This is a genomic window from Xylophilus sp. GOD-11R, from assembly GCF_033546935.1.
In the GTDB taxonomy this organism is placed as follows: domain Bacteria; phylum Pseudomonadota; class Gammaproteobacteria; order Burkholderiales; family Burkholderiaceae_C; genus Xylophilus.
Genome location: NZ_CP137854.1, coordinates 3,587,996 through 3,612,815 on the forward strand (window position 1 = coordinate 3,587,996; position 24,820 = coordinate 3,612,815).

Genomic DNA, 24,820 nt, shown 5'->3' on the forward strand with positions numbered 1-24,820 from the left:
TCCGTTGCGGTGGTGGAGATGCGCAAAGGTAGATGGCGCGAACGGCCGCCATCGTGGGTCGCGGCGCGGGCGCGCTGTAGGCGCGGCGCCTGCGGTCTTCGGCATCAGCCGGCGAGCTGCAGGCTGCGCCGGCTCACGAAGCGCCGCTCGCGGCCGGTGATCGGATCGACGAAGGCGAATTCCCGCGCCAGCAGTTGCAGGGGATGCGAGTAATCCGGCTCTGCGCCCGGCGGCGGCTCGGGCAGCAGGCGCGGGTAGATGCGGTCGCCCGCGATCGGCAGGCCCAGCGCGTTCATCTGGGTGCGCAGCTGGTGCTTGCGGCCGGTGTGCGGCGTCAGGCGGTAATGGCCTAGGGCGCCTTCGGGTCCGAGGCGGCAGAGCAGCTCGACCAAGGTCTCGGCATTGGGCTCGCCCGGCACCACCTGCATCTGCATGAAGTTGCGGCCGGGCGGCTCCTCGATGCGGTGGCGGCAGGTCAGCGGCAACGCCAGATCGGCCCGCCAGGGCGCGACCGCCTCGTAAACCTTGTGCACCGTGCGATCCCGCAACGTGCAGTGGTAGGCGTGGCGGTTGGCGGGCTGCACGACGAAGACCAGCACGCCGGCGGTCTCGCGGTCGAGCCGGTGCATCGGAACCAGTGTGGCGATGCCCAGTTGCTGCTTGAGCCGCACCAGCGCCGTCTCCACCAGGTGCCGGCCGCCGGGCATGGTCGGCAAAAAATGCGGCTTGTCGATGACCACCAGCGCCTCGTCCTGGAACAGGATGTCGATGTCGAAGGGCACGCGCGGCTCGGGCGGCGGCTCACGCCAGTACCAGAAGGCCATGCCCAGCGTGCAGGGCGACTCGGCCGCTGCCGGTGCGCCATCGTCGCCCAGCACCTCGCCGCGCGACAGGCGCTGCGGCCAGTCGTGTACCTGGGGAAAGCGTGCGACCAGAAAGTCGAGCAGCGTGGCGTGGCGGGTGGTGCCAACGCCGACGCGGCTGGGGCTGACACCGTCGCGCATCGGCGGCGTCCAGCCCGGCTTCGGGCGGGTCATGTTTCGTCCTGCGGATCGAGCCGCAACGCGCGTTGCAGGCGCCAGGCTTCGTCCGGCAGATCGGCATCGAACACCTTTGCGGCACCGGTGGCGGTCTCGTGCAGGCGGGTATCCAAGGCGATGCGCCGGTCGAAGACGAAACATTCGCCGAGCCAGTCGCGGTCGGCGTCCGGCAGTCTCTGGAAGTAGTTGAGGATGCCGCCCTCGAGCTGGTACACCTCCAGGCCGAGGCTGCGCATCCAGGGGGCGGTCTTGTCGCAGCGAATGCCGCCGGTGCAGTACATCGCCACCGGCCGGCCCTCGGCGCGCCAGGTCGGCGCCCGCTCCTGCACATAGGCCACGAAGTCGCGGAAGTTGTGCACCCGCGGGTCGACCGCGCCCTGGAAGTGCCCGAGCCGATATTCGAAGTGGTTGCGGTTGTCGAGCAGCACCACGTCGGGCCGGGCGATCAGTTCGCGCCACGCGACTGGCGACAGGTGGCTGGCGTCGTGCTCGTCGGGCGCGGGCAGGCGCTCCTGCCCGGGCAAGCCGAGCGCGACGATCTCCGGCTTGGTGCCCACCTTGAGCCGGCCGAAGGGCTGCTGCGCGCAGCCGCTGCGCTTGAAGACCATGTCGCGCAGCGCGCCGTCCAACAGCGCGTCGGACTGCAGCGCGGCTTCGAACGCATCCACCGCCCCGGCCTCGCCGGCCACCGTGCCACTGATGCCCTCGGCGGCCAGCACGACCGCACCGCGCAGGCCTTGCGCCAGCACGCGCACCGCGTCCGCGGCGGCCTCGGGCGCGGCGATGGGAACGAATCGGTAGAAGGAGCTGTGCTGCAGCCCGGCGGTGTTCGGCGAAGTCATCGGCGGCGATTTTCGCAGGGCGCTCAGAACCGCGTGTCCTCGTCACCGACACGCCAGGCCGGGTACTTGTGCATGACCGAATCCAGCAGCGGCGAGGCGGCCCAGTCGTGCAGCCAGGCCCGCAGGCGCGGCAGCGGCGCCTGCGCGAACCAGTCGGCATCGACACCGGCGAACTGGCGCACGAACGGCAGCACGGCCATGTCGGCCAGCGACGGTGTGTCGCGCAGCAGCCAGCGGTGCCGCGCCAGCCGGGCTTCGAGCGGCGCCAGCATCGCCTCCACGGCTTCGTCGCGCCACTGTTCGGGCGGGCGTTGCGGATGGCGCGGCGCGTATTTGTAGCGGTCGAGCGCCTGCTTGAAAGGGCCGTCGTTCAGCGCGACGATGGCCTGCACCTCGTCGTGCTCGGTGACCTGCATCCAGCCTTCGGGATCGTGCTGTGACAAGGCCCATCGCATGATGTCCAGGCTCTGCTCCAGCACGCGGCCGCCAGGTAGCTGCAGCACCGGCACCGTGGCCTTGGGCGACAGCGCGATCAGCGCCGCGGGCTTGTCGCGCAGCACCACTTCACGCAGCACGACCGAGGTGCCCGACACCCGCAGGGCCAGGCGTGCGCGCATGGCGTAGGGGCAGCGGCGAAAGGAATAGAGCGTCGGCAGCATCCCACCGATTCTCGATCACGCCGAATGCGGCCATCCTCGCCTCCCGAGGCCGGCCGCTCGGCGATCAGGCGTCGATCAGGTCCAGTCGCGCACCGGTGCATGCACCGGCGCCAGCACTTCATGGACCGACGAGGTGCGCTGTGCAGCCTTGTGGACCATGGTGTAGGCATAGTCCACGCCCATGCCGTAGGCGCCCGAATGCTCCTTGGCGATGGCCATCACCGCGTCGTAGGTCTCGCGGTTCTTCCAGTCGCGCTGCCATTCCAGCAGCACCTGCTGCCAGGTCACCGGCACCACGCCCGCCTGCACCATGCGCTGCATGGCGTAGTCGTGGGCTTCCTTGGTGGTGCCGCCGGAAGCGTCGGCCACCATGTAGATCTGGTAGTCGCCTTCGAGCATGGCGCACAGCGAGAAGGTGGTGTTGCAGACCTCGGTCCAGAGGCCGGCCACGACGACCTTCTTGCGGCCGTTGGCGGCCAGGCTGTCGCGCACCTTCTGGTCGTCCCAGGAGTTCATGGAACTGCGTTCCAGCACCTTGTGGTCGGGGAACACGTCGAGCAGCTCGGGGTAGGTGTAGCCCGAGAAGGATTCGCTTTCCACCGTGGTGATGGTGGTGGGAATGCCGAATACCTTGGCCGCCTTGGCCAGGCCGACGACGTTGTTCTTCATGGCCTGGCGGTCCATGGACTGCACGCCGAAGGCCATTTGCGGCTGGTGATCGATGAAGATCAGCTGGCTGTTCTTCGGGGTCAGGACTTCAAGCTTGGGATTGTTGGACATGGTGGCAGTTCTCCGCTGATGCGAACGACGAAAGAGAGCGGCCCGCAAGGCCTGCGGACCGGGCGTGTGGCCGCGCGGCCCGCGCTGCGGCGGGCATGGTGGCAACCGGGCGCTAGCCTAGGTTCGGCCGCGCGTCGGCACCATTGGCCTTTGGTATAGAGGGCAATCGCGGTGCCTGACCTGCCCGCGCCGCCCCCCGTCCTTGCCTTTTGCGTCTTGACGGATCAGAACTGCAGTTCGAGCCCCGGGGCGCTTTCGTAGTCGCTCTGGCGATAGAGCTTGTGCTGCGCCGCCGGGCTGTTGGCGTCGGTCACCACGGCCAGGCGCCATGGGTCGCCTTCGTCGGCGCGGGCGCGTTCCTCGGCGGTGAGGCTGAAGCTGCGGGTGTTGCCGCCCAGGCCCTTGACCGAGAGCTTGAGCAGGGTCTTGCCCTTCTTGTCGGACACCTCGAGGTCGTAGCCGAAATGCGCGCTGGAGACGTTCTCGGCCCGGTAGCCGTAGCTGCTGAAGTACTTCACCAGGTAGGCGATGGCGGCGGCCTGGATGTCGTCCGGTGTGGCGTTCGGATCGGCCAGGTCGGCCGGGTTGGGCGGCAGCATGCCCTTGGTGCGCGCGGCGTCCAGGTCGGCTTCGGTCGGCACCCAGCCGCGCTCGCCGCGCACCATGACGGCGTAGCGCTGCTCGGGCTCCCACAGGGCGACATGCCATTCCTCGTCGTCGGGCACGCGCACCGATACCTTGGCCGCCTTGTCGGACTCGGCGGTGAGGATGGGGACGCGGTTGGCCTGCAGCACGGCGCGCACCGGGCGTTCTTCGTCGAGCGAGAACTTGAGCAACTGGATGCGGTCCTTGGCGCGCTGCACCTGCAGGGCGGAACGTTCGCCGCCACCGAGGCGCTGGTGGGTGTCGAGCGACTCCAGGTAGAACCACCGGCCGCTTTCGGCCACGGTCACGAACTCGGCCCAGACAGTGGCGATGACGGTGTCGCCGGTGGCCAGCCAGGCTGAAGAAGATGCCTGTGTGCGGGCGTCGTACACGCCCATGCGGGTGATGATTTCCACCGGCGTCGACTTTTCGCCCGACAGCCGTTTTTCGTTGAACACCGCCAGTACCTGGGGGTCGATTTCCTTTTCCATCCGCGCGAATTCCAGTCAGTTTCGAGGGGAGCGCCCAGGGCGCCCGCGACCCTCGATTGTCGGCCACCGGTCGGCGACTTCTTTCACCGCACCCAATTTATCGAGCGGCGTCGTGCCGGTGACGGCGCCCATTAGGTGTAAACCCGCTGTAACACGCCCGGTCGGCAGCGGAGAGACATTCGCCGACATCGACAAAAGCCCCTACGGGGCATAAGGGATGGACATGCGACTGCTCCTGCTGCTGCCTTTCGTCGGATTGCTCTGGGTGCCTTTCTACAACCGTGAACTGCCCGCCCTGTTCGGCTTTCCCTTTTTTTACTGGTACCAGCTCGCGTGGGTGTTCGTCACCGCCCTCCTGACCTGGCTGGTCTACCGCAGCGAGCACGCGCGCAACGTCGTCGAAGACGAGGAGGCGGTGCGATGAACGGCCAGGGCATCCACTGGACCGCGCTGGCGGTCTTCGTCTTCTTCTTCGCGCTGGTCACGATCATGGGGTTCGTCGCCGCCCGCTGGCAGCGCGATCCCGATTCCGCTCCCGGCGACCACGGCAAGCACCTGGACGAATGGGGCCTGGGCGGACGCCGCTTCGGCGCCTGGATCACCTGGTTCCTGGTGGGCGGCGACTTCTACACCGCCTATACCGTCATCGCGGTGCCGGCACTGGTGTATGCCGTTGGCGCCTACGGCTTCTTCGCCCTGCCCTACACCATCCTGGTCTATCCGGTGGTGTTTGCGATCATGCCCAGGCTGTGGCAAAAGGCCCGCGCCGCCGGCCACGTGACGGCCGCCGACGTGGTCTACGGCCGCTATAACTCCCGCCCGCTGGAACTGGCCGTGGCGGTGACCGGCGTGGTCGCCACCATGCCCTACATCGCGCTGCAGCTGGTGGGCATGGAAGTGGTCATCAAGGCACTGGGCCTCACCGGTGAATTTCCCCTGGCGGCCGCCTTCGTCATCCTGGCGCTCTACACCTATTCGGCCGGCCTGCGGGCACCGGCGCTGATCGCCTTCGTGAAGGACCTGATGATCTACATCGTGGTGCTGGTGGCGGTGGTGCTGGTGCCGATGAAGCTCGGCGGCTACGCCTCGGTGTTCCAGACCGCGCAGGCCGACTTCGCGGCCAAGGGCGGCGCCACCGGCCTGCTGCTCAAGCCCTCGCAGATGCTGCCCTATGCCACCCTGGCGCTGGGCTCGGCGCTGGCGGCCTTCATGTACCCGCACACGCTCACCGGCATCTTCGCGGCCAAGAGCGCCGACACCATCCGCAAGAACGCGGTCTTCCTGCCGGCCTACACCGTGCTGCTCGGACTGATCGCCCTGCTCGGCTACATGGCGCACGCCGCCAAACTCACCGTCGCCACGCCCAACGACGTGGTGCCGGCGCTGTTCGGCGCGCTGTTCCCGGCATGGTTCGCCGGCTTCGCCTTCGCCGCCATCGCCATCGGCGCGCTGGTGCCGGCGGCGGTGATGTCGATCGGCGCGTCCAATTTGTTCACCCGCAATTTCTGGAAGGCGTATGTCAACCCGGGCATCTCGCACGAGGGCGAGGCCAAGGTCGCCAAGATCGTGTCGCTGGTGGTGAAGTTCGGTGCGCTGGTGTTCATCCTGTTCATTCCCACGCAGTACGCGCTTGACCTGCAACTGCTCGGCGGCGTTTGGATCCTGCAGATCTTTCCGGCGGTGGTGTTCGGCCTCTTCTGGAAGCGATTCACCGCGGGCCCGCTGCTGGCCGGCTGGCTGGTGGGCCTGGCCACCGGCACCGGCCTGGCGTTCGCCGACGGCATCAAGCCGGTGCACGCCTTCGTCGTGGGCGGCGACAGCTACGCGGTCTACACCGGCCTGTTCGCACTGCTGGTCAACATCGTCGTGGTACTGCTGGCACAGCCCTTCGTGCGGGGCCGGCCGGCTATATCAGCGACTTGAGCGGTATGCGCGGATCGACCGCCGCTTCGCGGTCCGGTGTGATGCCCTTGGCCAGCAACGCGCGCGCGGCCATGTGGTCGACCGGTGCGTTGACCGATTCGACACAGCTCAGCGCGCCCTGCGCGAAGTGCAGCACCGAAAAGCTACCCGGCCTGCCTCCCGGCCGGATCAGGCGTTCCGACCGTTCGGGCATGAGGCCGGCGATCTGCAGCCTCAGCACGCCCTGGTCCGACCAGAACCATGGCAACGCGACGTAGGGCGCCGCGTTGCCGGTGAGGGTGGCCGCCAGGTTCGCGGCCTGGTCGTTGGCGTTCTGTACCGATTCCAGACGCGTCGGACGGCCCCATCGCGCGTACGGAAAACGCACGCAGTCACCGATGGCGAATACACGTTCGTCGCTGGTGCGCATATGGGCGTCGACGACGATGCCGTTGTCGCATGCCAGCCCCATGGCTTCGGCCAGGCCGGTCTCGGGCTCGGCGCCGATGCCCGCAAGCAGTACTTCCACCGCATGGGTCGCGCCTGCGGCGTGGAGCGCCACGACGCGGCCGTGCTCGAGATCGAATCGGGTGGCTGCCTCGCCCAGGTGCAGGTGCACGCCGATCGCCCGCATTTCGTGCGCGATGTGGTTGGCCATTTCCGGCGACACCGCACGCGCCAGCAGCCGTGGCGCGGCTTCGAAGAGGTGGACCGTCTTGCCCGCCTGCGCGGCGGTGGCGGCCACCTCCAGGCCGATGAAGCCGCCGCCGAGGATGGTCAGCGACCGCGCTTCGTTCCAGACACCGCGCAGCCGGGCCGCATCGGCTGCGCTGCGCAGGTAATGCAGGTTGTCCGGGCAATCGGGCAACCCGGGCACCCGACGCGCGCGTGTACCGGTCGCCAGCACCAGGCGGTCGTAGGGCAGGCGCCGGCCGGAGGCGAGCGTGGCGACCGACTGCGTGCGGTCCACCGCCACCACCGCCTCGCCCAGGCAGAGTTCCACGCCCGCATCGACATAACTCTGTTCGCTGCGGATTGGCTGCAGCGCGGGCTCGGCATCTTTCAGGTAAGCCTTGGACAGCGGCGGCCGGTGATAGGGCAGGTGGGCTTCCGCACCCACCAATTGCACCGTGCCCACGTGCCCGGCTTGCGCCAACGCGCTGCACAGCTGCGCGCCCGCATGCCCGGCGCCGACGATGACCAGGCGCTTCATGCGGCGATTGCGGGCCGCGCCGCATCGAAGGCAGGCCGACGCCCGATCCACGGCGCGGCTTCCTCCAGCTCGGCGGCCATCTGCATCACCTGGTCGTCGCGACCGAAGCGGCCGATCAGCTGAATGCCCACCGGCAGGCCGGAAGGCGTGCAATCGAGCGGCACGTTGGCCGCCGGCTGGCCCGAGGCGTTGATCACCGCCAGGAAGTTGGCATAGGTGGCGACCCGCTCGCGGAAGCTCTGCAGCGTGCCGCTCATCTGCAGCCAGCCGAGCTCGGCGGGCAGTTGCGTGAGCGTTGGCGTGAGCACCAGGTCGGCACCGGAAAGCGCGCCCTGCATGACCCGGCCGACGGTGTGGAACTGCTGGATCGCGGCGGCGTAGTCGCCGGCACCGAGCGTCTGCCCGACGCGATAGCCGTCGGCCATCGCCGGCTCCAGGTCGCCGTCCTGGAAGGCGCGGCCCAGCACCTTGAGCCGGGCGTTCGAGGCCAGCACGATGTTGGTCGCCAGCACCGTGATGTGCGCCTGCACGAAGGCGCGGTAGTCGAGCGGCGGCGGCGACGCGTCGATCACCTCGTGACCCAGCGCACGGCAGAGCGCGGCCGCCTTCTCGACGGCGGCCAGGCATTCGGCGGCCACCGGCATGTTCTCGAAGGCGGTGCGCCACACCAGCACCCGCATGCGTCTGGACGGTCGCTCGGTGATCGCGTTCAGGTAGGTGCCGGCACCGGTCGGCGCGGCATAAGGCGAGCCGTCTTCCCAGCCGCCGATGCCGTCCATGGCGGCGGCGCTGTCGCGCACCGTGCGGCTCAGCACGCCGTCGCAGGCCAGGCCGCCCCAGCCCTCGCCCTTGATCGGGCCCATGGGCACCAGGCCACGCGTCGGCTTGAGGCCGAACAGGCCGCAGCAGGCCGCGGGAATGCGGATGGAGCCGCCGCCGTCGCTGCCGTGCGCGATCGGCACGATGCCGGCGGCCACCGCCGCCGCCGCGCCACCGCTGGAGCCGCCGGGTGAGCGGGTGCGGTCCCAGGGATTGAGCGTGGCGCCGCCGTTCTGCACCGCTTCGGTGGTCGGGGCCATGCACAGTTCGGGCACGGTGGTGCGCGCGAAGGGGATGAAGCCCAGCTGGTCGAAGCGGCCGATCAGCGTGGCGTCCTGCGCGGCGCGGGCGTCGGCGAAAAGCCGCGAGCCGTTGCTCGACGGAAAGCGCAGCGAGGCCAGGCCCGAGTCCTTGAGCAGGAACGGAATGCCGCCGAACGCGCCGCGCGGCCTCCAGTCGTCCGCCAGTGCCTGGCTTTCGTCGTAGCGCTCGTAGCGGATGGCGTTGAGCGCGGCACCCCGGGTGCGCGCCAGGCCGATGGCGATGGCCATCAGCTCCGAAGAGCTGACGTCGCCGCTGCGCAGCAGTCCGGCCAGAGCGAGCCCGTCGAGGCCCAGGTATTCGTCGTCCCGCATGAAGCGATTTCCCTGCATGAGTTGGGTGATGGAGAGATGCCGTCGGCGCCGACTTCCGGCCACCGTGGCATGCGAAATGCTTGAACCGTATCGTATCGCAGAGCGATTCGAACGTTTCCCTTAAAAATATGATCGACGTTTTTAAGAAGGCTGTCAAAAGAGGAATCAACTTCTTTTTTCAACCCAAAAAAGGGCATGCACGCACGTTTTCGTGCCCATGAAAAGAAGCTTGACACCGCCGGATGACGTTTCATAATAAATTTAGTCGTATCTGACAGCAATACGTTTAACCCAACCCGTTCGGAGCTTTTATGTCCACGTTTTCCCGTCGCCAGATGCTCAGCGTCATCGGAGCCAGCGTCGCCGCACCCGCCGTCGTGCGGGCGCAGGACACCTCGCCCATCAAGATCGGCGGCATGCTGCCGCTTTCCGGTCCGGCCGCCATCGAGGGCGCGCAGGTGCGCAAGGGCTATGAGTTCGCGGTGGCCGAGGCCAATGCGCGCGGTGGTGTGTTCGGCCGCAAGATCGAACTGGTGCTGGAAGACGACGAAGGCAACGCCACCAAGGGCGTGAACGCGGTGCGCAAGCTGATCGAGCGCGACAAGGTGCCGTTCATCATCGGCACCTACCCCACCGCCGTGTGCGTAGCCGCGACCAAGGTGGCACGCGAATACAAGGTGGCGATGATCTCCGGCGGCTCCACCGCCGTGGCCGGCACCGACGCCAACACCGTCGGCGACCCGTGGTTCTTCCGCCCCTGGACCGACAGCAACGGCCAGGGCGCCGACACCGCCAAGGCCATCGTCCACCAATTCCACGGCAAGAAGGTCGCGATCATTCACGACCTCACCAACTATGGCGTGACCCTGGCCGACCAGGCCGCGGCCATCGTGCCCAAGGAAGGCAGCACCATCGTCGCCCGCGAAGGTTTCAACGCCGGCGAGAAGGACTTCTCCACCCTGCTGACCCGCCTGCGCACCCTGCGCCCGGACGTGGTCTATGTGGCGGGCTGGGCCGGCGACGGCGCGACCATCGTGCGCCAGGCCGCAGAAGTCGGCCTGCGGGCCCAGTTCATCGGCTCGGGCTCCATGCTCTCCGACGACTTCATCAAGCTGGCAGGCCCCGCTTCCGAAGGCTTCGCCGTGGCCACGCTGTACGAGGCGACCACGCCCAACAAGGTCGGCCGGGCCTTCGGCGAACGCTTCAAGGCGGTCTACAAGCACGAAGCCGGCACGCTCAACTCGCTGGGCTTCGACTCCACCTCCATCGGCATCGAGGCGATGCGCCGCGTCGGCCGCCCGGACAGCGCCGCCATCCAGCAAATGATCAAGGGCGGCATGAAGGACTTCCCGCTGGTGCAAGGCCCCGACGGCACCACCGCCGCCTTCGACGACAAGGGCGGCGTGACCTTCCCGATGTTCATCGCCATCGTCAAGAACGGCAAGCGCACGCTTTCCTGAACCGAGCCGGGACTTCAACTGTGGATCTGTTCCTCCAATACCTGGCCAACGGGATCGTCGTGGGCAGCAGCTACGCGCTCGTCGCGGTCGGGCTGACCCTGGTCTTCGGCATCCTGGGCGTCGTCAACTTCGCGCATGGCGAGTTCTACATGCTCGGGGCCTATGCGGGCCTCACCGCCATCACCGTCTTCCACGTGCCGCTGCCGGTGGCGGTGGCGGCGGTGATCGTGGTGTCGGCCCTGCTGGGCTGGGGGGCGGAAGTGATACTGCACGGTCCCCTGAAGAACCGCGATGCAACGAGCTCCATCATCTCGTCCTTCGGCCTGGCCGTGGTGCTGCAGAACGCCGCGCTGATCTGGATCGGCCCGGAGCCGCAACTGCTGCAGACCTCGCTGTCGGCGATTCCCGTGGAGATCGGCCCGGTCTTCATGCCGCTGCAGCGGCTGATGCTGCCGATCGCCACCGCGGTGCTGCTGGTCGCGCTGCACCTGGTGCTGCGCTACACCTGGACCGGCCGAAGCCTGCGTGCCATGGCCCAGCACGGCACCGTGGCGCGCCTGTGCGGCGTGCGCATCAAGCGGGTGGCGATCGTCACCTTCATGGTGGCAGCGGCCCTCGCGGGCGTGGCCGGTTTCCTGATGTCCTCGGTCTACATGGTGCATCCGCTGATCGGCAACATGATAGTGCTCAAGGCCTTCACCGTCGTCATCCTGGGCGGCATGGGCCAGATCGGCGGCGCGGCGGCTGCCGGCATCCTGCTGGGCATCACCGAGTCGATGACCTCGGCCTATCTCGACAACGGCCTGCGCGACATCGTCGGCTTCGTCATCGTGATCGTGGTGCTGCTGGTGCGGCCCAACGGTCTGTTCGGCCGGAAGGCGGACCGCTCATGAAACAACCTGTCATCGCCTTTTCGGTCGGCGCGGTCGCGCTGGTGGTCCTGCTGGTGGCCGCGCCCTTCGCGGCCGGCGGCTACGAAACCAACGTGCTGCTGCAGGCCCTGCTCTACACCATGCTCACGGTGAGCCTGAACCTGGTGGCGGGCTACGCCGGCCAGTTCTCGTTCTCGCACGGCGCCTTCTACGGCATCGGCGCCTACACCACGGCCATCATGGGCCGCGACCTCGGCACCGGCTTCTGGATCAACCTGCCCGCGGGCATCGTCGTGGCCGGCCTGTTCGGCCTGCTGCTCGGCATTCCGGCGTTGCGGCTCAAGGGCCACTTCCTGGCGATCGTCACCATCGCCTTCCAGAGCATCGTCTACCTCACGCTGACCCAGTGGGTGTCGGTGACCGGCGGGCAGAACGGCATCGCGGTGCCGCACATCGGCGCGGTCGGCTTCGGCGGCCACACGCTGTTGGGCATCACCACCCTGCGCGGCTACTACTGGCTGGCCTTGGTGATGACCGCCATCGTGCTGTTCGTCTCCTGGCGCCTGGTGCGCTCGCGCATCGGTCGCGAATGGATCGCCGTGCGCGACGACGAAACCCTGGCCGGCGCCGTCGGCCTCGACACCATGCGCGCCAAGTTGCTGGCCTTCGTCATCTCGGCGGCCATGGCGGGTGCGGCCGGCGTGCTGTCGGCCCACGTCATGCAGGGCGTGACGCCGGACGACTTCACCATCTGGATCTCCTGCTCGGTGGTCGCGATGATGGTCGTCGGCGGCCGCGGCACCTTCGTGGGCCCGGTGCTCGGCGCCCTGCTGCTGACCCTGCTGCCCGAGTTCCTCGGCGGCCTGGCGCAGTACAAGATGCTGATCTTCGGCGTGCTGCTGGTGCTGGCCATCACCCTGGTGCCCGAAGGCATCGTAGGCCGCGTGCGGCAGCGGCGCGGAGGTGCACGATGAGCGCCACCGGCACCGCCACCCCCGTGCTGCAGGCCAGCAACATCGTGCGCCGCTTCGGTGGCGTGGTCGCGGTCAACGACGCCAGCCTCACCGTCGGCGAGCGCGAGATCGTCGGCCTGATCGGGCCCAACGGCTCGGGCAAGTCGACCATGGTCAACATGGTCACCGGCGAGCAGCAGGTCAATGCCGGCACCATGCGTTTCGCAGGCCAGGACATCACCGCCCTGCCCGCCTGGAAACGCGCCCGGCTGGGCATGGCGCGCAGCTTCCAGATGCTGCGGCTGTTCGGCTCGCTCAGCGTGCAGGAGAACCTGCTGCTGGCCCACCACACCCGCATGCGTCACAGCGCCTTCGCCAGCTTTCTGGGTCGCAAGGCGGCCCAGGCCGAGGAACGCCGCGTGCTCGAACGCGCCCGCGAGCTGCTCGCCTGGTTCGACCTGGAAGCCTTCGCCGACAAGCCGGTCTCGGGCATGTCCATCGGCCAGCAGCGCATGGTGGAGCTCGCCCGCGGCCTGATCGCCGAGCCCAGGCTCTTCGTGCTCGACGAGCCCGCCGCCGGCCTGTCGCCGCCCAACGTCGACCGGCTGATGGTGCTCATCCAGCGCATGCGCGACGAGTTCGGCATGAGCATCCTGCTGGTCGAGCACGACATGCGGGTGGTGCGCGAACTCTGCGACCACGTCGTGGTGCTGGACTCGGGCAACACCATCGCCCGGGGCGAGCCCGAGGTGGTGGTGGCTGACCCGAAAGTGATCGAGGCCTATATCGGATCTGGATGGAATCGCCGTGCTAAAGCTCAATGACATCGTGGCCGGCTACGGCCGCACCCGCATCCTGCACGGGGTGAGCCTGGAAGTGCCCCAGGGCGGCCTGGTCGCCCTGCTCGGCGGCAACGGCACCGGCAAGTCGACGCTGCTCAAGACCATCGTCGGCCTGGTGCGCGCGCAGGAGGGCTCGGTGGAGCTGGCCGGCCGCAACATCAACGACGTGCCCACCGAGAACCGCGCCACGCTCGGCCTCTCGCTGGTGCCCCAGGGCAAGGAAGTCTTCGCCGCGATGAGCGTGCACGAGAACCTGCTGATGGGCGCCTACCACCGGCGCGCCGACAAGGCCGGTATCGCCGACGACATCGAGTCCGTCTACCAGCGCTTCAAGCGCCTGCGCGAGCGCCGCCAGGTGCCCGCCGGCATGCTGTCGGGCGGCGAGCGGCAGATGCTCTCCATCGGCCGCTCGCTGATGGCGCGGCCCAGCATGCTGCTGCTCGACGAGCCCTCGGCCGCGCTCGCGCCCAAGGTGGTCGAGGAGATCGCCGACCACATCCTGGCGCTGCGCCAGACCGGCCTGACCTTTCTGCTGGTGGAGCAGAACGTGGGCATGGCCCTGGACATCGCCGACCACATCCACGTGATCCGTGGCGGGCGCATCGCCTACCAGCGCGAGGTCGGCGACGGCATCGCGATGGAAGAGCTGCGCGAGTTCTACCTCGGAGGAAAAGAACATGCCTGATCGTTTCACCGGCCGCATCGCGGCCATCACCGGCGCGGCCAGCGGTCTGGGCCGCGCCACCGCCCTCATGCTGGCGCAGGAAGGCGCCCGCATGATGCTGTTCGACCGCGACGCGGCCGGCCTGGCGATCACCGCCGAGGGCTGCCCCGGCTCGATCACGCTGGTGGGCGACGCCACCTCGGCGGCCGACCTCGAGCGCGCCGCCGCCCTGGCCCGGACCGAGCTCGGTCCGGTCGAGTTCCTGGTGCCGGCCGCCGGCGTGCTCGGCCCGGCCAAGCCGGCGATCGAGCTGGAAGAGGAAGAGTGGGACCGCCTCTTCGCCATCAACGTCAAGGGTCCGTGGCTCGCGGCGCGCGCCTTCATTCCGCAGATGCGCGAGATCGGCCAAGGCTCCATCGTGCTGTTCTCGTCCACCGCCGGCCTGGTCGGCTCGCCTTTCCTGTCGGCCTACTCGGCCTCCAAGGGCGCGGTGACCATGCTCACCCGCAGCCTGGCGCTCAACCACGCGGCCGAAAACATCCGCGTCAATTGCGTCTGCCCCGGCACCATCAACGGACCGATGTCGCAGGCGAGCTTCGCGCTGGCCGGCGAAGGCGAGGCGCAGCTGGCGCGCGCGGCGGTGATGAAGTCGCGCATTCCCATGAACCGCTTCGGCGAGCCCGACGAGATCGCGGCGGCCGTGCTGTATTTCCTCAGCGACGCGGCCGGCTTCACCACCGGCGCGGCCCTGCCGATCGACGGAGGCCGCGTTGCCTGATCCCACCCGTTTCCAGGGCAAGGTCGCCATTGTCACGGGTGCCGCGCGTGGCATCGGCGCGGCCTGCGCCCGTCGTTTCGCCAGCGAGGGCGGCTCGGTGCTCTGCGTCGATCTGCTGGAAGAGGTGAAGGACTTCGCCGCGTCCATCGGCGGCGTCGGCCTGTGCCTGAGCGTGGCCGAACGCGGTGCCGGCGAGCGTATCGCGCAGGCCGCGCTCACCGCATTCGGTCGCATCGACATCCTGGTCAACAACGCCGGCGTGGGCGGCTCCAAGCGGCTCGAACTCTCGAGCGACGAACTCATCGACCGCATCATCGACATCGACCTGTCGGCCATGCTGCGCGTCACCCGCGACGTCATGGCCCACATGACCCGGCCGGGCGGGCGCATCGTCAACGTGTCCTCGCTGTTCGGCCTGGTCGGCTATCCCGGCACCACCGCGTATTCCGCGGCCAAGGGCGGCGTGGCGCACTTCACCCGGCAGCTCGCCGGCGAGCTGGCACCCGAGGGCATTCTGGTCAACGCGGTCGCGCCCGGCGTGGTCGCCACTTCCATGACCGAGGACTTCCTGAAGAACGAGCGCTACCAGCGCCTGATGGTGCAGCCCACCCCGGTCGGCCGGGTCGGCACGCCCGAGGAGCAGGCGGCGGTCATCTGCTTCCTGGCCTCCGACGAGGCCTCCTTCGTGGCCGGCGCGGTCATCCCCACCGACGGGGGCTATACCGCCGCCCGCCATCTTCCCAACGATTGAACGCCAAGGAAAAAAATGCACGACATGAGCGTCAAGTGGCCCAACGGTGCGCGGTGCGCCGTGATGCTGTCCTTCGATTTCGATGCCGAGACCCTCTGGACCTCGCGCGACCCCGCCAACGCCAACCGCCCCGGCGTGCTCAGCCAGGGCCGCTACGGTGCCAAGGTGGGCGTACCCAAGATCTGCGACACCCTGGCAGACGCCGGCGTCAAGGGCACCTTCTTCACCCCCGGCTGGACCGCGGAGAACCACACCGAGCGGCTGGAGATGATCCTGAAAGGCGGCCACGAGGTCGGCCACCACAGCTATTCGCACCGCTGGGTCAGCGACGATCCGGCCGCCGAGGTCGAGGAAATCGAGAAAGGCCTCGAAGCCCTGAAGCGCACCGTGGGCGTGGTGCCCAAGGGTTACCGCTCGCCCGCTGGCGAGGTGAGCCCCGGCCTGTTCAAGCTGCTCAAGAAGCACGACTTCCTGTACGACTCGTCCCTGATGGACGACATCAACCCCTACCGCCACACCATGGAAGACGGCTCGCCCGGCGTGATCGAGCTGCCCTGGCATTGGAGCCTGGACGACGCGCCCTACGCGCTGTTTTCGGTGAAGAACCCGCGCGCCATCTTCACCAACCAGCACATGCTCGACGTCTACAAGGACGAGTTCCGCGAGATCTACCGCTGGGGCGGCCTCTACGACATCATCTTCCACCCGCAAGTGGTCGGCCGGCCGAGCCGCATCGCCTTGCTGCGCGAGCTGATCGCCTTCATCCGCACCTTCCCCGGCGTGTGGTTCGCCACCGGCACCGAGATCGCCACGGCCTGGTCGCAAGCCTGCGAGGGCGCCGGCGCAGCGGAGGCACGGCCATGAGCGCCCCGACGACCGCCCCCACGCCGCTCGACGTCGACCCCTACGACGACGAGGTCCTCGACACGCCCTACGCCATGCACGCCGAAGTGCGCGCCGCAGGCCCCGTCGGCTATCTCAAGCGCTACGGCATCTACGTGATGGGCCGGCACCGCGACGTGCAACCAGCCATCAAGGACTGGCAGACCTTTTCGTCCGAAGGCGGCTCGGGCCTGGCCGACATCCGCAAGCCCGACGCCTGGCGGCCGGGCAGCCCGATCGTGGAGGTCGACCCGCCGCGCCACACCCAGGTGCGTTCGGCGCTGCAGCGCATCCTGTCGCCGCAGCTCATCCGGAGCTGGCGCGAGGATTTCGAGCGCGAGGCCGAGCGCCTGGTGCTCGAACTGCTGGAGCGCCGCGACATCGACGCCGTGGAAGACATGGCCGAGACCTACGTCGCCACCACCTTCCCCGACGCGCTCGGCCTGCGCGACTCGCCCGAGCGCCGCGCCAACCTGTTCCTGCTCGGCGAGCTGAACTTCGACGCCCAAGGCCCGCGCAACGCTCGCTACGAAGCCACCCAGAAACGCGCCGACGCCATCTGGGCCTGGCACGACGCGATGATGCTGCGCGAGAACCTCACGCCCGAAGGCTTCGGCCAGAAGATCTACCAGGCCGCCGACGCCGGCCAGCTCGAACCGCATCTCGCCCCGCTGCTGGTGCGCTCCTTCCTGCGCGGCGGCCTCGACACCACCAGCAGCAGCATCTCCGCGGCCCTCTGGTACATGGCGATGGATCCGTCGCAGCTCGCCCTGCTGCGCGCCAACCCCGACCTCGCCCGCCCCGCGCTGGAAGAAGCCATGCGCATGGAAACGCCCATCCAGAGCGCCTGCCGGCAGACCACGCGCGAAGTCGAGATCGACGGCACCGTCATCCCCCACGACAGCAAGGTGCTGATGCTGCTGGCCGCCGCCAACCGCGACCCCGACTACTGGGAGCGTCCGGACAGCTACGACATGACCCGCTCCACGCTCGGCCATGTAGCGCTCGGCAACGGCGTGCACATGTGCATCGGCCAGATGATCGCCCGCCTCGAAGGCGAATCGGTGCTGCGCGCCGTGGCCAGACACATCGGCGCGATGGAGCTGACCGGCGAGCCGGTCCGCAAGATCAACAACAACCTGCGCAGCCTGCGGCACCTGCCGATGCGCCTCACCCCCGCCTGAAGAAACACGCCATGCCTCTCGTCCACTTCGAACAAGCCGACGGCGCCGTCGTCAGCGTCGAGCTCAAGACCGGCCAGTCGGTCATGTACGGCTCGCTCACCCACCGCGTGCCTGGCATCCTGGGGGAATGCGGCGGCTCGCTCGCCTGCGCCACCTGCCACGTGTATGTGGACGATGCCTGGGCGGACCGGCTGCCGCCGATGTCCGAGCTCGAAAATGAGATGCTCGACGCCACCATCTCGCCGCGCCAGCCTGGCAGCCGGCTGGCCTGCCAGATCGACGTGAGCCCGGCGCTCGACGGGCTGCGCCTGCGCTTGCCCGAAGCCCAGATCTGAGCACTGGCGCGGCCTGCGACGGGTTCCGACGCACCAGGGGCCCCGATAAAATGACAGGAGCATGAACATCGACAAGAGACAAACCGAAAGCCCTCGCGCATGAGCAACCAACACCGGTTCCGGGAGGTCGACGAGCGGCTGCTGCTGCAGTCGGTGGCGCGCGCGCTCGATGTGCTGGAGGTCTTCGCGCACAACCCCAAGGCGCGCTCGCTCGGCGAGATCGCCACGGCCGCCGGCATCCACAAGAGCGCGGCGCAGCGCATCGGCCAGACCTTGCTGAGCCGCGGCTACCTGGAGCAGTCCGAGGAAGGCCGCCTCACGCTCGGCCGCATGTTCCTCGACCGCAGCTTCGACTACCTGCGTTCCAACCCGCTCATCGAGCGCGCCATGCCGGTGCTGACCCAGTTGCGCAAGAAGGCCGACGAGCGGGTGGACCTGAGTTTGTTCGATGCCGAGTACGACAACCTAAGCATCGTTCACGCCATCCGCATGCAGAGCAAGCGCGAAAGCTTCTATGCGACGCTGGCGGGTCGGCGCATGCACACCTTCATGTCCACCGGCGGACGTGCCTGCCTGGCGCTCCTGCCCGACGAGGTGGTCGACGACATCCTGCAGCGCTCCGACCGGCAGCAGGTCACACCCAAGACCATCACCGACATCGACGGTATCTGGGACAAGGTGCGGGAGGCACGGCGCACCGGCTATGCCTATGCGGCGGAAGAGGCGCTGTTGGGCGAGGTCGTCGTGGCAGCGGCGGTGCGCAGCAGTAGCGGAGTGCCGATCGGGGCGGTGCACATCGCGGGGTCGTTGAGCGAGTGGTCGCCGGAGGGGTTCAGGGAACGGTTCAGTCCGTTGGCGCTGGAGGCTGCGCAGGCCTTGAATTTTTGAGTGGTCGCTTTTGGTCTTTGCTGTTTTGGCGGAGCTTTGGTTGAGTTTCTTCTCTTGGCGGAGGGCGGAGCTGGGGGCTTGCGCGCCCCCAGACCCGCGGTAACTTTCTTTTCTGGCAAAAAAGAAAGTCACCAAAGAAAGTTGCCTTGAAGACGAGCTCGAAGCTCGGTCGGGCCATTGCTTCGCTCGGCCTGGGGAATGTGCCTTCGAACGCTCTAACGGCAACAGTTTGGACAAGGGTTGATCCAGTGCCTCTGCCCCTGCTTCGCAGGGTCGGGGCTGAGAGGGTAAGGACAGTTGACCGCACTGAGCACGGTGATGGGGCCATGCCGGTTCGATGGCCATGCGCGGCTCGCGGTGTTGCGGTCATCTCGTATGGCCTTGACGCCCAATCAACCACGCCTCATCACCGCCTGAGAAGCGGTCGTTGGCGATGCGGTCGATGCGCCCAATTCCTGGCCGATCAGGGATCAGGTCGCACGCGTGTTCGAGCCGCTCGCGCGACCCCGGCCGATGCGGGCAGCGGGGTGGCGCGCACGGGCGCTGCCGGCGCCAAGCGTGAAGTCGCATGGGCAACCGATTCGCCAGGGCCGTACAAAGCACCGCAACATGGTGCGCATTGAGCGCGTTCATCGAACCAGCGCGGCCCCCTCACCGTGCTCAGTGCGGTCGCCTGTCCTTACCCTCTCAGCCCCGACCCGCGAAGCGGGGCCAAGGCACTGGATCGACCCTTGTCCAAACTGTTGCCGTTAGAGTGTTCGAAGGCACATTCCCCAGGCCGAGCGAAGCTATGGCCCGACCGAGCCTCGAGCTCGTCTTCAAGGCAACTTTCTTTGGTGACTTTCTTTTTTGCCAGAAAAGAAAGTTACCGCGGGTCTGGGGGCGCGCAAGCCCCCAGCTCCACCCTACGAACAGTAGAAGAAAAGAAAAAAACAGACCGGCTCAGCCAAAACCAAACCCCCATCTCAAACCCAAAAACCAGAACAACAAACCCCCGGCCACCCCACCCCCAACCAAGCCTCGGCCGCCGCCGAAACCGCCAACACCCCTCGGTCATCCAGATGCCGCCCCATCACCTGGAGCCCCACCGGCCGCCCATCCGCCGTAAGCCCCACCGGCACCGAAGCCGCCGGCAACCCGGTCAGATTCCCCAGCGCGGAAAAAGCCAGCCAAGCACTTCCCGCATCGACAGCCCGACCGTCGATCACAGAAGGCCCCGGAACATCCAGTTCGAACGCAGCGCATCCCACCGTAGGCGTCAGAAGAAAGTCATACCGCTCCATGAACCGCCAGGTCGCATTCACCACCCGCTTGCGCTCGAAGATCGCCCGGGTGAAGACATCGCCCGACCACTCCCGTTCGAGCAGGCTGCCCAGCCACCCCCCCAGCACCACCCCCTGCGCGTCGGCCAGGCGCCGCAGCCCTTCCCGGTCGGTGTCCATCGCCACCAGCGCCTCGAACGCCTGGCCGTAAGGCGCGATGTCCGGATGCCCGAACGCCAATCCACTGCCGAGTTCGGCCGCCAGGCGCCGAGCCGCCGCTTCGGCAATCGCCCGCACCTCGGGATCGACCACCGCGAATCCCAAATCGGCACTGAACGCCAGTCGCACGCCGCGCAGGCTGCCGGCGGGCGGCACGGTCCAGTCGGTGATCTCGGCCGGCAGCGAGAAGCGGTCCTTCGCGCTCGGCCCGGCCATCACCGACAAGGCCAGCGCCGCATCGGCCACCGACCGCGTCATCGGCCCGATGTGCTCCAGCGACTCCCAGCTGGAGATCCCCGGATACCGCTCGTCGCGACACCCCGGCCACGCGGGCACCCGCCCCATCGACGGCTTGATGCCGTAGATGCCGCAGAGCGCGGCCGGCGCCCGAACCGAGCCACCACCATCGCTGCCGATGGCCAGCGGCACCAGGCCGGCGGCCACCGCCGCGGCCGATCCCGCACTGGAGCCGCCCGGCGTGAGCGCCGGGTTCCAGGGGTTGCGGGTGGTCGCGAACACCGGGTTGTGGCCGAAGGCGCCGTAGCCGAATTCGGACGTGTTGGTCTTGCCGACCACGATGGCACCGGCCCGCCGCAAGCGCTCGACCACCACGTCGTCCTCGTCGGGCACATGGTGCGCATAGAGGCGCGAGCCGAAGGTGGTACGCACGCCCCGGGTGCAGATAAGGTCCTTGATCGCCACCGGCACGCCGGCGAGCGGTCCGCCCGGCTCGCCCAGGGCGATGCGGCGGTCGAGGGCCCGCGCGGCCTCCATTGCACCTTCTTCGTCGAGGGTGCAGAAGGCATGCAGCCGGCCGTCGAGGGCCTCGATGCGGCGGAAGGATTCGGCGACCACGGCCTCGGCCGTAATGGCGCCGCTGCGCACCGCGCGGGCGATGTCGGCCAGCGCCGGCCGGGGTCCGGTGGCGCGCTCTTTGCTCGTGTCCTGGTTCATGGTTTCGCCGTCCGTTGCTTTTCTCGATTTCCGCGCATGTCACTCACCTTCACCCCTTTCGACCTGGGGCCCGTCCGCCTGAAGAACCGCCTGGTGATGGCGCCGATGCAGCAGTACCGCGGGGCGCCCGATGGCAGCGCCACCGCCTACCACCCGCTGCACTACGGCCGCTGTGCCGAGGGCGGTATCGGCCTGATCGTGGTTGAGTCGACCGCCGTCGCGTCCAACGGCCGGTTGTTCAAGGACGACATCGGCCTGTATGCCGACCGCCACGTCGCGCCTCTGCGGGCAGTGACCGACGCGGTGCATGCACACGGCGTGCCGGTGTTCGTCCAGCTCTCGCACGGCGGCCGCAAGTCGCATCCACCGCCGGGCGAGCGCCTGCTGGCGCCGAGCGCGCTGGCCTTCGACGGCGACTACGGCGTGCCGGCCTCCATGACGCCCCAGGACATCGCGGCGGCGGTGCAGGACTTCGCCGACGCCGCCCGGCGCGCGGTGGCCGCCGGCTTCGACGGGCTGGAGCTGCATGCGGCGCACGGCTACCTCATCCACCAGTTCCTCTCGCCGCTGTCCAACCGGCGCGACGACGCCTACGGCGGCTGCGGCGCCGGCCGGGCGCGCTTCGCCCGCGAGGTGGCCGAGGCGGTGCGCGCCGCCGTCGGGCCGGGCTTTCCGCTGAGCCTGCGAGTGTCGGCCAGCGATTACGTCGAGAGCGGCCTCACGCCCGCCCTGGTGACCGAGGCCGTCGAGGCGCTCCAGCCCTGCGGCATCGTCGCGGTACATGTGTCCTCGGGCGGGCTGCTTCCGGTGCCGCCGGCCCACAGCCGACCGGGCTACCAGCTCGACTGGGCACGGCAGATCCGCGAGGCCTGCGGCCTGCCGGTGATCGCGGTGGGTGGCCTGCACCGGCGCAGCCTGATCGAGAGCGCGTTGGCCGACGGTCAGGCCGACCTGATCGCCATCGGCCGTCCGATCCTGGAACGGCCGGACTTCATGACCGACAAGCTCGCCTCGGTGGCCTTCGACGGCTGAACCTGCTGCGCGCCCTTCTCCGCCGGCGCCACGGCTGGCGGACGCAGGAACCCCATCAGCATCTGGTGGGCCTGCACCCGATGGTCCGCCTGCCACGCCGGCGCGAGCAGGTCGGTGCTGAAGATGCGCGACAGCGTGTGGCCGTGCGCCCGGCTGTAGTAGGCCAGGCTCACCATGGCGGTGTAGAGGTGCAGGGCATCGATCCCCTCGCGGAACACACCGGCCCGCTCGCCGCGGCGCAGCAGGCCGTCGACCAGCTCGCGCACGGGTGAAGCGGTTTCGCGGATCGCGTCGGAGCGCTGCAGGTGGCGCGCCTGGTTCATGTTCTCGAAGGCCAGCAGCCGGCCGAGCTCGGGCCGCGAGCCGAAGTGGTTGTCGATGAAATCGAACATCTGCACGATGCCCTCCATCGGCTCGACCGACGCGAAGTCCAGCTGCAGCTCGGCCGCTCGCAGACGCAGCAGCACCTCTTCGAGCACACCCACGTACAGCCCGTCCTTGCCGCCGAAGTAGTGATACAGCATGCGGATGTTGGTCTTGGCCCGGCGCGCGATGGCCTCGGTGCGGGCGCCGCTGAAGCCCTTGGCGGAGAACTCGGCGACAGCGGCCTTGAGGATGCGGGCTCGGGTCTTGGCGGGGTCGCGCGCGGAGACCTTCTTCCGCGTGTCGGGCGTCTCCTGCGCTTTGAGGGTCTTGGGCGCCTTCGGCGCGCTTGCAGTGGTGTCGGGCATCGGCGGATTGTCCTCGGCGCCTGTCGGCATCAGGCCGCGCCGTGCCGCAGCGCGGCCAACAGGCGCGACGAGTCGCTGACGAAGCCGAAGCACTTCTTGACGTTCCACACCGTCGCCTCGGTGCAGAAGGCAGGCGACGAGGTGGCGCAGCAGTCCTCCAGCATCACGCAGCCGTAGCCGAGAAAGTTGGCGTCGGTCAGGGAATGCAGCACGCACTGGTCGGTATTGCAGCCGGCAAACAGCAGCGTCTTCACGCCCAGGTTGCGCAGGATGCTGTCGAGCGGCGTGTCCCAGAAGCCGCTGATGCGGTGCTTGTCGACCAGCACGTCGCCCGGCAGCGGCGCGAGCTCGTCGACGATGGCCGCCGCCCACGAGTCCTTTTCCAGCACGTTGCCGCGCCCCTCGGGCAGCGGGTCGCCCAGGCCGGTGCCGGTGCCGCTGTTCTTGTAGAGATGGATCTGATTGGGCGGCATGTTGGCCAGGTCCGGCCGGTTGCCCCAGTTCACCCAGATCACCGGCACCTCGGCCGCGCGCAGCGCCGGCAGCACCGCCTGCAGCGGCTCGATCGCCGCCCGCGCGGCCGCCCAGTCCGCGCCGATATGGTCGACCCAGCCGCCCCGGGTGCAGAAGTCGTTCTGCATGTCGATCACCACGATGGCGGTGCGGCCCAGGTCGATCACCAGGTTCTGCGGCTCGGCGGCCAGCCGCAGCGGGCGCGGCGCGGGCGCGGCCATGGCCATGTCGACCTCATCCGGCGTGGCCTTCCAGTGGTAGTGGGGCGCGATGCCGAGTGCACCGACGGGGGTCGAGGTCTTGGGGTTCATGCGGCCAGGCTCCAGGTTGGTGATGGGCGAGGCACCGAGGCGGTGCCGTGCGCCGCGCCTTCGTGGTGCCAGGTGCCGAAACCGGCCCCGAAAACGGGTGGCACCGATCTTGCAAATGCCCGCCCCGACTCGTCCATCAGGTAATTATTCAGTTACTTACCCCACTCCCCTAGCGAAAGGAATGCCAGTGTCCGCCAAGCTCCGCCCTCTTCTCTCTTTCGCCTCCGCCGTGGCCGCCACGCTGGCCCTGTCGACCGCCGCGCAGGCCGCCGGTCCGGTCACCGTCGGTGTGCTGATTCCGGGCTCCAAGTCCGACAAGGGCTGGATGGAATCCGGCTACGACGGTCTGGCCGCCGCGCAGAAGCAGTACGGCGACAAGATCAAGGTGCAGATGATCGAGAACATCAACTACGCCGACATGGAACAGGCCCTGGTCAACCTGGCCACCAAGAACAGCCTGGTGATCGGCGTCGGCGGCCAGACGCAGGCGGCCGTGATGAAAGTGGCCAAGCGCTTTCCCAAGACCCACTTCTCGATCGTCGGCGGCAGCAAGGGCGACGAGGTGGCCAACGTGGCCGGCTACGACGTGAAGCAGGCCGAGATCGCCTTCGTGGCCGGCGCCTCCGCCGCCATGCTGAGCAAGACCGGCGTGGTGAGCTACGTGGGCGGCATGGAGATTCCTTCCATCGTCAATGCCGGCAAGGAGTTCGGCAAGGGCGCGGCCTACGTCAACCCCAAGATCAAGTACGTCGAGAACTACACCGGCGACTTCGACAACGTGGCCAAGTCGAAGGAAGCCACCCTCGCGGCCATCGCCCAGGGGGCCGACGTGCACTACCACATCCTCAACCTCGGACTGCGCGGCATGGAGCAGGCAGCCAAGGAAAAGGGCACCCACATCATCGGCAGCTACACCGACCGCTGCGGCACCGATCCGCTCTACCCCGCCTACAGCATCACCGGCGTGGGCTACGAGGTGCAGTACGCCATCGACGAGGCCGTCGCCGGCACCTGGAAGGCCGGCTACAAGCCCTTTGGCCTGGCGATGGGCCCCAAGGCGTCGGACATGGCCATCTGCAACGCCACGGCCGAGCAGAAAGCCAGGATCGAGGCGATCAAGAAGGACATCCAGAGCGGCAAGATCAAGGTGCTGGAAGGCTGAC

25 protein-coding genes are annotated in these 24,820 nt (G+C 68.3%); 15 read left to right on the forward strand and 10 right to left on the reverse strand.

All coding sequences use genetic code 11. The annotated features are described in order from the left end of the window. Positions 1-104: 104 nt before the first annotated feature. The 5 genes from R9X41_RS16650 to R9X41_RS16670 all read right to left on the reverse strand — a co-directional run bounded on the left by R9X41_RS16650 (position 105) and on the right by R9X41_RS16670 (position 4,457). The gene (locus R9X41_RS16650) at positions 105-1,037 is read right to left on the reverse strand and encodes a pseudouridine synthase (protein ID WP_318631555.1); all 933 of its coding nucleotides are present in this window, start codon (positions 1,035-1,037) and stop codon (positions 105-107) included. Further along, positions 1,034-1,882: an oxygen-dependent tRNA uridine(34) hydroxylase TrhO gene (locus R9X41_RS16655; RefSeq protein ID WP_318631556.1), complete on the reverse strand. Its 849-nt coding sequence runs from the start codon at positions 1,880-1,882 to the stop codon at positions 1,034-1,036. Before R9X41_RS16655 ends, R9X41_RS16650 begins: the two co-directional genes overlap by 4 nt. 23 nt (positions 1,883-1,905) lie before the next feature. Next, positions 1,906-2,541 (reverse strand): glutathione S-transferase, encoded by a 636-nt coding sequence (locus R9X41_RS16660; protein WP_318631557.1) that lies wholly within the window; start codon positions 2,539-2,541, stop codon positions 1,906-1,908. A 75-nt stretch (positions 2,542-2,616) separates the two neighbouring features. Continuing rightward, the gene (locus R9X41_RS16665) at positions 2,617-3,321 is read right to left on the reverse strand and encodes a hydrolase (protein ID WP_318631558.1); all 705 of its coding nucleotides are present in this window, start codon (positions 3,319-3,321) and stop codon (positions 2,617-2,619) included. 224 nt (positions 3,322-3,545) lie between these two features. After that, positions 3,546-4,457 (reverse strand): protein NO VEIN domain-containing protein, encoded by a 912-nt coding sequence (locus R9X41_RS16670; RefSeq protein ID WP_318631559.1) that lies wholly within the window; start codon positions 4,455-4,457, stop codon positions 3,546-3,548. Positions 4,458-4,680: 223 nt separating this feature from the next. On the opposite strand from R9X41_RS16670, the gene R9X41_RS16675 reads away from it, so the two are divergent. Both R9X41_RS16675 and mctP read left to right on the forward strand, forming a co-directional pair. Beyond that, entirely contained in the window at positions 4,681-4,881 is a 201-nt protein-coding gene (locus tag R9X41_RS16675) for a DUF3311 domain-containing protein (protein ID WP_318631560.1), read from the forward strand. After that, positions 4,878-6,380: a monocarboxylate uptake permease MctP gene (gene mctP, locus R9X41_RS16680; RefSeq protein ID WP_318631561.1), complete on the forward strand. Its 1,503-nt coding sequence runs from the start codon at positions 4,878-4,880 to the stop codon at positions 6,378-6,380. The genes R9X41_RS16675 and mctP overlap by 4 nt, the downstream gene beginning before the upstream one ends. Here the strand turns inward: mctP and R9X41_RS16685 are convergent. Together R9X41_RS16685 and R9X41_RS16690 are read right to left on the reverse strand one after the other, a co-directional pair. After that, complete coding sequence (locus R9X41_RS16685) at positions 6,364-7,572, reverse strand: NAD(P)/FAD-dependent oxidoreductase (protein WP_318631562.1); 1,209 nt, start codon at positions 7,570-7,572, stop codon at positions 6,364-6,366. The two genes, mctP and R9X41_RS16685, sit on opposite strands and share 17 nt — an antisense overlap. Beyond that, entirely contained in the window at positions 7,569-9,044 is a 1,476-nt protein-coding gene (locus R9X41_RS16690) for an amidase (RefSeq protein ID WP_318631563.1), read from the reverse strand. Before R9X41_RS16690 ends, R9X41_RS16685 begins: the two co-directional genes overlap by 4 nt. A gap of 293 nt (positions 9,045-9,337) precedes the next feature. Here R9X41_RS16690 and R9X41_RS16695 point away from each other — a divergent pair, with 293 nt between their 5' ends. The 11 genes from R9X41_RS16695 (at position 9,338) to R9X41_RS16745 (ending at position 18,635) form a co-directional block, all read left to right on the forward strand. Continuing rightward, entirely contained in the window at positions 9,338-10,486 is a 1,149-nt protein-coding gene (locus R9X41_RS16695; RefSeq protein WP_318631564.1) for an ABC transporter substrate-binding protein, read from the forward strand. A 20-nt stretch (positions 10,487-10,506) separates the two neighbouring features. Continuing rightward, positions 10,507-11,379 (forward strand): branched-chain amino acid ABC transporter permease, encoded by an 873-nt coding sequence (locus R9X41_RS16700; protein WP_318631565.1) that lies wholly within the window; start codon positions 10,507-10,509, stop codon positions 11,377-11,379. Continuing rightward, positions 11,376-12,332, forward strand: coding sequence for a branched-chain amino acid ABC transporter permease (locus R9X41_RS16705; protein ID WP_318631566.1), 957 nt, complete (start codon positions 11,376-11,378; stop codon positions 12,330-12,332). Before R9X41_RS16700 ends, R9X41_RS16705 begins: the two co-directional genes overlap by 4 nt. Beyond that, positions 12,329-13,135: an ABC transporter ATP-binding protein gene (locus tag R9X41_RS16710; RefSeq protein WP_318631567.1), complete on the forward strand. Its 807-nt coding sequence runs from the start codon at positions 12,329-12,331 to the stop codon at positions 13,133-13,135. Before R9X41_RS16705 ends, R9X41_RS16710 begins: the two co-directional genes overlap by 4 nt. Beyond that, positions 13,119-13,838, forward strand: a complete 720-nt coding sequence (locus tag R9X41_RS16715; RefSeq protein ID WP_318631568.1) for an ABC transporter ATP-binding protein — start codon at positions 13,119-13,121, stop codon at positions 13,836-13,838. The genes R9X41_RS16710 and R9X41_RS16715 overlap by 17 nt, the downstream gene beginning before the upstream one ends. Next, positions 13,831-14,595: an SDR family NAD(P)-dependent oxidoreductase gene (locus tag R9X41_RS16720; RefSeq protein WP_318631569.1), complete on the forward strand. Its 765-nt coding sequence runs from the start codon at positions 13,831-13,833 to the stop codon at positions 14,593-14,595. The genes R9X41_RS16715 and R9X41_RS16720 overlap by 8 nt, the downstream gene beginning before the upstream one ends. Next, complete coding sequence (locus tag R9X41_RS16725) at positions 14,588-15,346, forward strand: SDR family NAD(P)-dependent oxidoreductase (RefSeq protein ID WP_318631570.1); 759 nt, start codon at positions 14,588-14,590, stop codon at positions 15,344-15,346. Before R9X41_RS16720 ends, R9X41_RS16725 begins: the two co-directional genes overlap by 8 nt. A gap of 24 nt (positions 15,347-15,370) precedes the next feature. After that, the gene (locus R9X41_RS16730) at positions 15,371-16,210 is read left to right on the forward strand and encodes a polysaccharide deacetylase family protein (RefSeq protein ID WP_318631571.1); all 840 of its coding nucleotides are present in this window, start codon (positions 15,371-15,373) and stop codon (positions 16,208-16,210) included. Beyond that, positions 16,207-17,412, forward strand: a complete 1,206-nt coding sequence (locus tag R9X41_RS16735; protein ID WP_318631572.1) for a cytochrome P450 — start codon at positions 16,207-16,209, stop codon at positions 17,410-17,412. The genes R9X41_RS16730 and R9X41_RS16735 overlap by 4 nt, the downstream gene beginning before the upstream one ends. 11 nt (positions 17,413-17,423) lie before the next feature. After that, complete coding sequence (locus R9X41_RS16740; RefSeq protein ID WP_318631573.1) at positions 17,424-17,747, forward strand: 2Fe-2S iron-sulfur cluster-binding protein; 324 nt, start codon at positions 17,424-17,426, stop codon at positions 17,745-17,747. 99 nt (positions 17,748-17,846) lie between these two features. Then, positions 17,847-18,635, forward strand: a complete 789-nt coding sequence (locus R9X41_RS16745) for an IclR family transcriptional regulator (RefSeq protein WP_318631574.1) — start codon at positions 17,847-17,849, stop codon at positions 18,633-18,635. A 965-nt stretch (positions 18,636-19,600) separates the two neighbouring features. Here R9X41_RS16745 and R9X41_RS16750 read toward each other — a convergent pair. After that, positions 19,601-21,070 (reverse strand): amidase, encoded by a 1,470-nt coding sequence (locus R9X41_RS16750; RefSeq protein WP_318631575.1) that lies wholly within the window; start codon positions 21,068-21,070, stop codon positions 19,601-19,603. Between the two features lie 36 nt (positions 21,071-21,106). Here R9X41_RS16750 and R9X41_RS16755 point away from each other — a divergent pair, with 36 nt between their 5' ends. Beyond that, entirely contained in the window at positions 21,107-22,102 is a 996-nt protein-coding gene (locus R9X41_RS16755) for an oxidoreductase (protein WP_318631576.1), read from the forward strand. Here R9X41_RS16755 and R9X41_RS16760 read toward each other — a convergent pair. Continuing rightward, positions 22,012-22,833 carry a TetR/AcrR family transcriptional regulator gene (locus R9X41_RS16760; RefSeq protein WP_318631577.1) on the reverse strand — a complete coding sequence of 274 codons (822 nt, stop codon included), beginning with the start codon at positions 22,831-22,833 and terminating at the stop codon, positions 22,012-22,014. The two genes, R9X41_RS16755 and R9X41_RS16760, sit on opposite strands and share 91 nt — an antisense overlap. A gap of 29 nt (positions 22,834-22,862) precedes the next feature. Continuing rightward, positions 22,863-23,657 carry a cysteine hydrolase family protein gene (locus tag R9X41_RS16765; RefSeq protein WP_318631578.1) on the reverse strand — a complete coding sequence of 265 codons (795 nt, stop codon included), beginning with the start codon at positions 23,655-23,657 and terminating at the stop codon, positions 22,863-22,865. Positions 23,658-23,838: 181 nt separating this feature from the next. Between R9X41_RS16765 and R9X41_RS16770 the strand changes: the two genes are divergently transcribed. Next, on the forward strand, positions 23,839-24,819 hold the full coding sequence (locus tag R9X41_RS16770) for a BMP family protein (RefSeq protein WP_412556619.1): 981 nt from the start codon (positions 23,839-23,841) through the stop codon (positions 24,817-24,819). Position 24,820: the final 1 nt, after the last annotated feature.